We start from the raw sequence: 10,448 nt of genomic DNA, 5'->3' as shown, positions 1-10,448 counted from the left end.
GTTTATGAGTTGCGCTTTTTTTGTATCTAAAGATCCATATTAAATAAGCTTCATCAAATAATTCGAACAACTAAGCCAACTTCTTCTAGTTTTGAAAAAGTTGGCTTTTTTTATACTAGAGAAAAGCTTGGATGACAGAGGTTTGGATATGGGTAAGTTAGTTGAAGGTGTTTGGCACGATGTGTGGTACGACACCAAAGAAAGCGGTGGTAAGTTCGTTCGTGAAGATGCGGGCTTTCGTCACTGGGTAGAGAATAAACCGGGCGCGCAGTTTGAGCCGGAAAGCGGCCGTTACCATCTATACGTATCGTTAGCTTGCCCTTGGGCGCACAGAACCCTTATCTTCCGCGAGCTGAAAGACCTAACCGATCACATTGACGTGACAGTCGTTTGCCCAGACATGATGAGTGAAGGTTGGCAAATGGGGTTACCTGAACCTCTGTTTGGTCATACCCGAATGCACCAAATCTACACTCAAGCCAAACCGGACTATTCAGGTCGAGTAACGGTGCCTGTGTTGTGGGATAAGAAAACCAACACCATTGTGAGTAACGAGTCGTCTGAAATCATTCGCATGTTTAACTCAGAGTTTAATGAGCTAACGGGTAACACCGATGATTACTACCCGTGGGAGTTGTCCAAGAAGATTGATGAGTGGAATGATTATATCTACCCAAACATCAACAACGGCGTTTATCGTACTGGCTTTGCGACAACACAAGAAGCCTACGAAGAAGCTTATGACGCCTTGTTTGAAGCCCTAGACAAAGTAGACGCTCACCTTAGCGAACATCGCTATTTAGCGGGTAACGAGATTACAGAAGCGGATTGGCGCTTGTTCACTACTCTGGTTCGATTTGACGCGGTTTATGTTGGGCACTTTAAGTGTAATAAGCAGCGAATTGCTGACTACCCACATATTCAAGGTTACTTAAAAGAGTTGTACCAAATAAAGGGTATTAAAGAGACGACCGATTTCTATCATATCAAGCGTCACTACTACTACAGCCACACTGGTATCAATCCGACTCAAGTTGTACCCAAAGGACCAGAGCTAGACTTAGAATCACCACATGGTCGAGGCTAGGCTTACCAAGTAGTTCCTTTACTCCAGACATAAAAAAACCCTAGATAAACATCTAGGGTTTTTGCTTTTTACAAAAGAAAAATTAGTTAATTACTTTTTCTTCAGCTTGTGCAGCTTGGTCTGCTTGGATAGCCGTTAGAGCTACTGTGTAAACGATATCGTCTACTAGAGCGCCACGAGACAAGTCATTTACTGGCTTGCGCATACCTTGAAGCATTGGACCGATAGATACTAGATCTGCTGAACGCTGTACAGCTTTGTAAGTCGTGTTACCCGTGTTTAAGTCTGGGAATACGAATACTGTCGCTTTACCTGCAACTGGAGAGTTAGGCGCTTTAGAAGCGGCTACGTTTTCCATGATTGCTGCATCGTACTGTAGAGGACCGTCGATCACTAGATCAGGACGCTTCTCTTGAGCAAGTTTCGTTGCTTCACGTACTTTATCTACGTCTGCACCCTTACCAGATTCACCAGTAGAGTAAGAGATCATAGCAACGCGTGGGTCGATACCGAATGCCGCAGCAGAATCTGCAGATTGGATAGCGATTTCAGCAAGCTGTTCAGCTGTTGGATCTGGGTTGATCGCACAGTCACCGTATACAAGAACTTGATCAGGCAGAAGCATGAAGAAGATCGAAGATACGATAGAAGCATCAGGAGCAGTCTTGATGATCTGGAACGGAGGAACGATAGTGTTCGCCGTTGTGTGAACAGCACCAGAAACTAGGCCGTCAACTTCGCCAGCTTCAAGCATCATAGTACCTAGGAATACTGAATCTTCTAGCTTCTCACGAGCAACAACTTCAGTCATACCTTTAGCGCCACGAAGTTCTACTAGACGAGCTACGTAGTTTTCGCGAACTGATGCAGAATCGATGATCTCAACGCCAGCGCCAAGCTCAACACCTTGCTGCGCTGCAACGCGACGGATTTCTTCAGGGTTACCTAGAAGTACACACGTTGCGATACCGCGCTCAGCACAGATAGCCGCAGCTTTAACTGTACGTGGCTCATCACCTTCAGGAAGAACGATGCGCTTAGCCGCTTTACGAGCAAATTCAGTTAGCTGGTAACGGAATGCTGGTGGGCTTAGACGACGGATGCCTTGAGTACCTTCAGATAGAGAATCAATCCAAGGGCCATCAATGTGGCTTGCAACGTGATCGTTAACGAACTCGATACGCTCTTTATCGTCTGCAGGCACTTCTAGGTTGAAGCTCTGTAGGTTTAGAGACGTCTGCCAAGTGTTACCTTGCGCTTTGAAGATCGGTAGACCTGAAGCGAATGCTGGTGCACAAAGGTTAGCAATGCTTTCTGGAATGTCGTAACCGCCAGTAAGCAGGATTGCGCCAATCTCAACACCGTTTTTCGCAGCAAGAGCCGCAGCAACGATAACGTCAGGACGGTCTGCAGAAGTTACTAGCAGTGAACCTGGTTTGAAGTGCTCAATCATGTGAGGTAGAGAACGTGCACAGAAAGTGATGCTCTTAATACGACGAGTTGAGATTTCACCTTCGTTAACGATTTCAGCGTTAAGGTGCTTAGCCATATCAACCGCACGAGTTGCGATTAGGTCGATGCTCCATGGCACGCAGCCAAGAACACGGATAGGGCTAGAATTGAAGATTTGCATTACTTCAAGGTTCGCTTGCTGAGCGCTGTCTGCATCATCAAAGATTTCAGATAGGTCAGGGCGAGTACGGCCAGCTTCATCAACAGGAGCGTTAAGCTTGTTGATGATTACGCCTTTGATGTTTTTGTTCTTAGTACCGCCGAAGTTAGAACATGCTACTTCGATACGCTCTTTAAGCTGCGTAGGGTTGTCAGTACCAGGAGTCGCAACGAATACGATCTCCGCGCCAAGTGTTTTTGCGATTTCCGCGTTCACTTGGTTAGCAAATGGGTGCTTACGAGTAGGTACTAGACCTTCGATTAGCGTTACTTCTGCGTCTTTGTTGATCTTGTTGTATTGCTCAACAACTGACTCAAGAAGCTCGTCCATTTTTTCACTACCGATCAAAGCTTCAGCTTTAGTCATTGCGATTGGCTCACCAATCTTAATGTCGCTGTTTGCGCTGATGATAGTAGACGTTAGATCTGGTTGGTTACCACCGCTACGAGGCTGAGCGATTGGCTTGTAGAAAGAAACACTTACGCCTTTACGCTCCATAGCGCGAAGAACACCCATGCTAACACTAGTAAGACCAACACCAGCGCTTGTAGGGATAAGCATAATAGTACGGGACATTGACGAACACCTTTAACTATTGGAAATAAAAAAAGCTCAACTGCTATTCCCACCGATATTAAAATTGGGGTAGGAATAGAAGTTGAGCCCCATTTTCTTGATATGAAAAACTGACTAGCTTCGAGTGAAGCTAGTCAGGAAAATCAATTAAAGACCTGCTAGTTTCGCAGTGTCTTCAGCAATTACTAGCTCTTCGTTAGTAGAGATAACCATTGCAGGGATACGGCTGTTAGCTGTAGTGATAGTACCTTCGCCGCCGAAACGAGCTTTAAGGTTAGCTTCACCGTCAACTTCGATGCCGAAGATGCCTAGGCGGTTAAGAACCATTTCACGGATTGGGCCAGAGTTCTCGCCGATACCGCCAGTGAAAGTGATTGCGTCTAGACGACCTTCTAGAGTTGCAGTGTAACCAGCAACGTACTTAGCTAGACGGTGACAGAACACGTCCATTGCACGAGTTGCTTCTTCTTTCTCACCGTAGTTGTCTTCAACGAAACGACAGTCAGAAGTCACTTCAGTTAGACCAGCAAGACCAGACTCTTTAGTCAGCATGTTGTTGATTTCTTCAACAGAGTAACCAAGAGCATCGTGTAGGTGGAAGATAATCGCAGGATCTAGGTCACCACAACGAGTACCCATTACAAGACCTTCAAGAGGAGTAAGACCCATAGAAGTGTCTACAGATTGACCGTTCTTGATTGCACATACAGAAGCACCGTTACCTAGGTGACAGTTGATGATGTTAACTTCTTCAACTGGCTTGTTTAGTAGGCCTGCAACTTCACGAGTGATGAATAGGTGAGAAGTACCGTGCATGCCGTAACGACGGATGCCGTGCTCTTTGTACAGGTTGTACGGCAGAGCGTATAGGTAAGACTCAGAAGGCATTGTTTGGTGGAATGCAGTGTCAAAAACAGCAACGTTTTTAAGGCCTGGGAAGTTTTGTTGAGCCGCTTCAATACCGATAAGATGAGCTGGGTTGTGAAGAGGTGCGAAAGTCGCAGCGTCTTGAATACCCTTAAGCACTTCATCAGTGATAAGTGCAGAAGAAGTGAACTGCTCGCCACCGTGAACGATACGGTGACCGATAGCGCCAAGGTTAGCTTTAAGCTCAGGCTTAGAAGCAAGAATAGTTTCTACCATGAAAGATAGTGCTTCTACGTGAGCTGCGCCCGCACCTAGTTGTGCTTCGTGCTTGCCGTCAAGTTTCCATTTCATACGAGCTTCTGGAAGACCAAGACATTCAGCAAGACCAGTTAGGTGCTCAGCACCTGTTTCTGCATCAACAACAGCAAATTTAAGAGAAGAACTACCACAGTTTAAAACTAAAACTAGCTTAGACATTAATGACTACCTGTTTATTTTTCTGATCGAAATCAGTTAAGGATGAAAATTAATCTCAAGAATAGACGAAGCACTGTTGCTTGCGTACTAGCCTTGGTCAAAAAAACGTTAATTTCCGTATTAAAGTGAAAGCCACTTTTTAAGAAAAGAGGCTCTTGCATTCCTTGCAGAAGTCGTCCCAAAGTTGCTTAAATTGTAAATAAGGGCAACAATGAGATTGAGGTCTGCAAATAATAGCGATATTGTGCAAATATAACAAAAAAATTTGAAAGAATATTATTTTTCGTCAAATTTTTGTGTTTTTAGTTGATGATTTCAACTTTTTTTTAATGGGAGACTCATATGAGCAATAGAGTTGGTTTAGCTAGTAGTTTAAAAGATGGCCAAAAGTACATGGATCTCTGGCCCGTCCGAAAAGAGTTAAACGCGATCTTCCCAGAACAACGCATTATTAAAGCGACCCGTTTTGGCGTGAAAGTGATGCCTGCGATTGCCGCTATCAGTGTTCTTACACAAATGGTCTTTAATAATTACCAAGCGATGCCGCAAGCTGTGGTTATGGCTTTGTTTGCGATCAGCTTGCCGCTACAAGGTATGTGGTGGTTAGGCAACCGCTCAAATACACAACTTCCGCCGGCACTAGTATCGTGGTACCGCGAACTGCATGAAAAGATCACTGAAACGGGTTTTGCGTTAGAGCCTATGAAGCCGCGCCCTCGCTATAAAGAATTGGCAATCATTTTAAATCGTGCCTTTCGTCAGTTAGATAAATCCTCAATGGAGCGTTGGTTCTAAAGAATCCCAGCTCTCCCTCTTGTCTGAGAACAACTATTCATCTTCTATAGCTTGTTCTCAGATTTGCTCCTCTTTTTGTTACCTCGCTTACTTTCCGTTTAGCTTACCTGTCCTTATTCACTTGGTTTCTTACCTTCCTCCGAAGTCAATATAACCTTTCTCACATAACTCGAGCCTTGTTGTATTTTTGTTAAATATCACTTCAAGTTATCAATGGTTACTGGTAATAATGTCAATAGTGATTTTGATGTTGTTCTCTTTGAGCGAGTAATGACGGGTAGAGCTTGATTCAGGGAGCGATAATGAGTTCTGTAAGAAAGGTATTGGCAGCGGTTTTAAGTTGCTTGATGTTGCTATGGACTGGCAATGCAATGGCAAACGTTGCCAAAGTGTCGGTTTCACAAGTTGTTGACCATCCAGATCTAAATGCGACACGTTTAGGGCTTCTTGAAGGATTGAGAGCCAATGGTTATGAACCCGGTAAGAACTTAGAATTCTCCTATGAAATGGCGAATGGTAACCCGGCTCAGGCAGCCAAGATTGCCAGAGAGCTCGTCAGTGAAAATCCACATGTACTTGTTGGTATCGCGACACCGACTTCACAAGCCTTAGTGTCGGCGACTCGCTCGATTCCTATCGTGTTTACCGCGGTTACGGATCCTATCGGCGCTAGGCTCGTTAAACAATTAGAAAAGCCGGGGCGTAATGTCACGGGGCTTTCTGACTTATCTCCGATCACTCAGCATGTGTCATTAATCAAAGAACTGCTCCCTGAAGCTAATTCAATCGGTGTAGTTTACAACCCAGCAGAAGCAAATGCCGTTGCGTTAGTTGGGTTATTGAGAAAGGCAACTCGAGATTTCGGTTATACACTTCACACCGAAAAAGCGCTGACTGTTGACGATGTCGAAGCAAAAGCAGAATCCATTGCTAAGAAGTCCGATGTTATCTATGCCTTGACCGATAATACGGTTGCAAGCGGCATGGAGGGTCTTATCAAAGCGGCTAACCATGCAGATACGCCAGTCGTCGCAGGCGCCACATCTTATGTCGGAAAGGGAGCGATTGCTGGTTTAGGTCTAGATTATTATGATGTTGGGGTTCAGACCGCGGATTATGTCGCAGCCATTCTGGAAGGACAGAAGCCCGGGAAGTTGAGTGTCAAAACTGCGCAGAGTTCTCAGCTGGTGGTCAACCTAGATGCTGCTCGTGAGCTTGGTGTGACAGTGCCTCAATCTGTGATTGAGCGTGCGGTCATTAGCCGGTGAATTGAGTTTGGTGTTAGGTGAGCTAATAGGCCATAAGTCATATTATTAACAGCATTGAAATGGGCTCAGATAACAAACTCACCTGCTCTATATGTCGGCGCTTCTCTATTTTATTCATTTGTAAGCGGTTATTTGACCGTTAGGTGTGTCGTTAATATCAATTTACACTCTTTTACCTCGAGGAAAATGGCAATTAATGTAATAATATTAATGGGGTAAATGAAAATAGCTGAACGCTAAGAGCACATTATATGAAAGTAAATAGGCACTTTAGCCTAACCTTTGTCTTCGGGTTTCCCGCTGTGATCGCCGCAATGTTACTTGGCCTAATAGGAAAGAATCATTTTGATTTGGTGAAGAAAGACATTGGCAGTGAATTCCAGCGTATTGAAGAGGTGTTCAAACGAACCACAAAGGTGGTGACAGCCTTAGACTACAGCTTCTCCAACTACTACAAATCAGGAAGCCCTCTCTTTCTTGAGCACAACAAACAAGTTGTGGATGGTCTTTGCCAAATTTGGCCGATCGACGTGTTACTTCTCGCTGATGGTAAAACCTCAGATATTCCTTCTGTCGATATAGATTATATGTTGGTCGGTGAAGAGTCCCTTTGTTCCGAAACCAGTGATAGTTACAAAAGTGCATCTGAGAAAGTTGCTCTTGCGCCAATTCTTTCATTTTTATCCCAACTTGATGAATTCCATAACGGTGTGCACTTTATTGATACGCGTGGTTATGTGATCTCGTCGCCTGAAGGCTTTGCTAAGAAACTGAGCAAGGAATTACTTTCAACCATAAAAAGTCGTCCCTATTGGCAAAAAACAGCCAACAACCCTGACCAACTCACCCTTTCAGGCCCTGGTTATCGTTTTGATTCCCTTGACCGTATAATCAGTATGACGATCCCTGTATTCCATAAAGGCGTTCACCAAGGGATGCTGTCGGTGGATATTAATGCTGACAAGCTGCTCGCAAACTCGAATGAGCATCTTGCAGATCGGATCGATATCATTGATACCACTTTAGCGACTCCGGTAGATTCTGCGGCGTTTTATCACGAGATCAAACTGGATGGTGTCTCGTCTCACCATGCGATGTATTACAAATTAGACATCGCGAAAGAGGTTGAGCACTTTTTCGTCTACGAGAAAGACAGCCTTATTGTTGCCATCATTGTGTATCTGTTCTCAGTAACCATCTTCTTCTACGTCAATTCCAATATTGAACGTGGTTACTTCAAAGATCTCGCAGCCAAAGACCCTATGACAGGGTTATTGAATCGTCGTGGCTTAGAAGCGTTCTGGCGCAGTGTAGAGCACGATCAACTGTTTGCATTAACCGTCTTCGATATTGATTATTTTAAGTCAATTAACGACACCTACGGCCACGATAAGGGGGATGATGTGATTCGTTATATGTCGCGTCAGATCAGCAACAGTATTCGAAGCAGTGACGTTGCAGCACGGTTTGGCGGTGAAGAGTTTGTCGTTTATATGAAAGGCGAAGATCGTGAAACTTTGATGAGAACATTAGAGCGAGTGAAGAATGCGATTTGTTCCACTTCAGCCGACATTATTCCAAATGGATTTACGGTGTCTGGCGGTGTCTGCATTGTTGAAACTGAGCAAAGTAAACTTAACTTCGATGAGATATTTAAGTACGCCGATGAAAAGCTGTACGTGGCTAAGACGACGGGCAAAGACCGTCTTAAATTTTAACCACGTTATTGAATCGATGCTTTGTATGAAAATGAAAGAGGGAAGAGCGAACGTGTCTACCAAGCAAAGCTTATTTGCACCGGTAAACACGTTTGTAGCGTTGGGTATTTAACCCTAAACATAATCTTAAACAGGTTGGCGGCGTTCTTCTTGATAACGCTGAAGGCGTTCTACAATCGGTGGTGCCTTTTTGAAAGTACGAATTTCTTTAAACAGTTCGTTCGCTTCAGGGTAGCCTTTACTTAGATAAACAAACCACTGCTTCACTCTATTGGGGTAGTACATGCCTTTGTCCCCTTTAATTTGAAACTCTGAATAGCGCAGCAAAAGTTCAATGACTTTATCCCACGGCATTTTCTGGTGGTTGTGCTTAACGACGTTACCAAGGTTTGGAATATTGAAAGCACCACGGCAGACCATTAATGAATCGACGTCTGTTGCTTCTATGCAATCTTGACCATCTTGATAGTTCCAGATCTCCCCATTAGCAATCAACGGCAGAGATGTTTTTTCTCTTATTTGATTGATGAAGTCCCATTTGATTTCGCTGGCTTTATAGCCGCCAACTTTGGTTCTTGCATGCACGGTGAGTTCGTCAGCTTTGGCTTGTTCGATGGCATCGACGATTTCAAAGCAATCTTCCGGATGCTCCCAACCTAATCGAATCTTTGCGGACACAGGAATGTGTGCCGGTACCGCTTCTCGACAGGCGTTCACCACTTGATAGATGAGCTCTGGCTCTTTTAGCAATGAAGCGCCACCATTACTTTTGTTGACCGCTTTTGCTGGGCAACCAAAATTAAGATCGATCCCTTTCGCGCCTAAGCTAGCAGCTTGAAAAGCATTCTCGGCCATCCAATTTGGGTGTTGCCCTAGAAGTTGGAGATGGATTGGCACACCAGCCATGGTCTGAGAGCCTTGATGTAGTTCAGGGCAAATACGGTGGAACACATGCGGGGGAAGAAGTTGATCTACGACGCGCACAAACTCTGTCACACAGAGATCGTAATCATTAATCTCTGTGAGAATTTCACGCATTAGGTGGTCTAGAACGCCCTCCATAGGGCCAAGTATTACGCGCATGTTGCTTTACCAAAACTGAATGAACCGAAAAATTCGAGGCGTGATTGTACGGTGTGCTTACAGAATTGTCACTATGAGTTTGGTGCATGTCTTAATGATGGTTTCGTTTCTTAATAGCGACATCTTTGGGAGGATGGCGTTATAATATCGAAAATGCCCAATATCCAGAGCTTTCATGACATATCAATTATTAAGCCTACCAGAATCAATCACTGACATTACTCCGCAGTTTATGGAAGGTGCAATCCTTGCCTCTAACTTAGCGACCAAACCACTCGATCCAGAAGAGTGGCTGGTTATCGTTGCGCCTGAAGCGGGTAAAGAGCTGGTAAAAACGGTGACAGAACAGATTAATCGCCAGCACAACCTGATTCAGCGTAATGAATACCTATTAACAGACGTACTGGCTGAAGGTGACTTTAACGAACAGTTCGCTGATTTTTCTGAAGGCTTCATGATGGTTTGGCCAACAGTGGAAGAGCAGTGGCAGAGCGTGACAGTCGCGGATGGTACTCTGCGCATGTTGCAAGCGCTCTTAACCACCTTGATGCTTGCGATTGATGAAGAGCAAACTCAACAACAAATGATCGCTGCAGGGCTTACTAACCCACCATCGCTTGCCGATTTAGTGGGTCAAGTCGATCTGATGATCTCAGAAGTGGCAATGGCAGCGGATGAAGCTATGTTGGGCAATAAGTCCCAGAGCGTGAACCCGTTTAAAGACATTGGTCGAAACGACCTTTGCCCTTGTGAAAGCGGCAAGAAGTTTAAACAATGCTGCGGTAAAAGCAGCTAATCACGGCTTGTTGAGCAACTTAGTTTGTGTGAATAACAGACTCTCTTAATATGTTCAAAAGCTTATAGTAATAAAAAAGTCGACCTCGTGGTCTAATGCCGTTCACTTA

General features: G+C 44.5%; 8 protein-coding genes. 5 read left to right on the top strand and 3 right to left on the bottom strand.

The window, feature by feature from the left end:
* Positions 1-148 precede the first annotated feature (148 nt).
* Positions 149-1,087, top strand: coding sequence for a glutathione S-transferase family protein (locus tag AB4623_RS13040; protein WP_372054655.1), 939 nt, complete (start codon positions 149-151; stop codon positions 1,085-1,087).
* A gap of 82 nt (positions 1,088-1,169) precedes the next feature.
* On the opposite strand, the gene pta is transcribed toward AB4623_RS13040, so the two are convergent.
* Both pta and AB4623_RS13030 read right to left on the bottom strand, forming a co-directional pair.
* Positions 1,170-3,335 carry a phosphate acetyltransferase gene (gene pta / locus AB4623_RS13035; RefSeq protein WP_017069189.1) on the bottom strand — a complete coding sequence of 722 codons (2,166 nt, stop codon included), beginning with the start codon at positions 3,333-3,335 and terminating at the stop codon, positions 1,170-1,172.
* 147 nt (positions 3,336-3,482) lie between these two features.
* Complete coding sequence (locus AB4623_RS13030; RefSeq protein WP_010437209.1) at positions 3,483-4,679, bottom strand: acetate kinase; 1,197 nt, start codon at positions 4,677-4,679, stop codon at positions 3,483-3,485.
* Between the two features lie 342 nt (positions 4,680-5,021).
* Between AB4623_RS13030 and yfbV the strand changes: the two genes are divergently transcribed.
* From yfbV to AB4623_RS13015, 3 genes are all read left to right on the top strand, one after another.
* Entirely contained in the window at positions 5,022-5,474 is a 453-nt protein-coding gene (yfbV, locus tag AB4623_RS13025) for a terminus macrodomain insulation protein YfbV (protein WP_017062168.1), read from the top strand.
* 302 nt (positions 5,475-5,776) lie between these two features.
* Complete coding sequence (locus AB4623_RS13020) at positions 5,777-6,742, top strand: ABC transporter substrate-binding protein (RefSeq protein ID WP_017062167.1); 966 nt, start codon at positions 5,777-5,779, stop codon at positions 6,740-6,742.
* Positions 6,743-6,993: 251 nt separating this feature from the next.
* Positions 6,994-8,460 carry a GGDEF domain-containing protein gene (locus tag AB4623_RS13015; RefSeq protein WP_372146579.1) on the top strand — a complete coding sequence of 489 codons (1,467 nt, stop codon included), beginning with the start codon at positions 6,994-6,996 and terminating at the stop codon, positions 8,458-8,460.
* 126 nt (positions 8,461-8,586) lie between these two features.
* Here AB4623_RS13015 and dusC read toward each other — a convergent pair whose 3' ends face one another.
* A complete protein-coding gene (gene dusC, locus AB4623_RS13010; protein WP_372146578.1) occupies positions 8,587-9,543 on the bottom strand; it encodes a tRNA dihydrouridine(16) synthase DusC in 957 nt (318 codons plus the stop codon).
* Positions 9,544-9,718: 175 nt separating this feature from the next.
* On the opposite strand from dusC, the gene AB4623_RS13005 reads away from it, so the two are divergent.
* A complete protein-coding gene (locus AB4623_RS13005) occupies positions 9,719-10,339 on the top strand; it encodes a YecA family protein (protein WP_137002094.1) in 621 nt (206 codons plus the stop codon).
* The last annotated feature ends 109 nt before the right edge of the window (positions 10,340-10,448 follow it).

The sequence above is a fragment of the Vibrio sp. 10N.222.52.C12 genome (genome assembly GCF_041474215.1).
GTDB classification, from domain to species: Bacteria; Pseudomonadota; Gammaproteobacteria; order Enterobacterales; family Vibrionaceae; genus Vibrio; species Vibrio crassostreae_C.
This window is presented reverse-complemented; position numbering and strand designations above follow the sequence as displayed.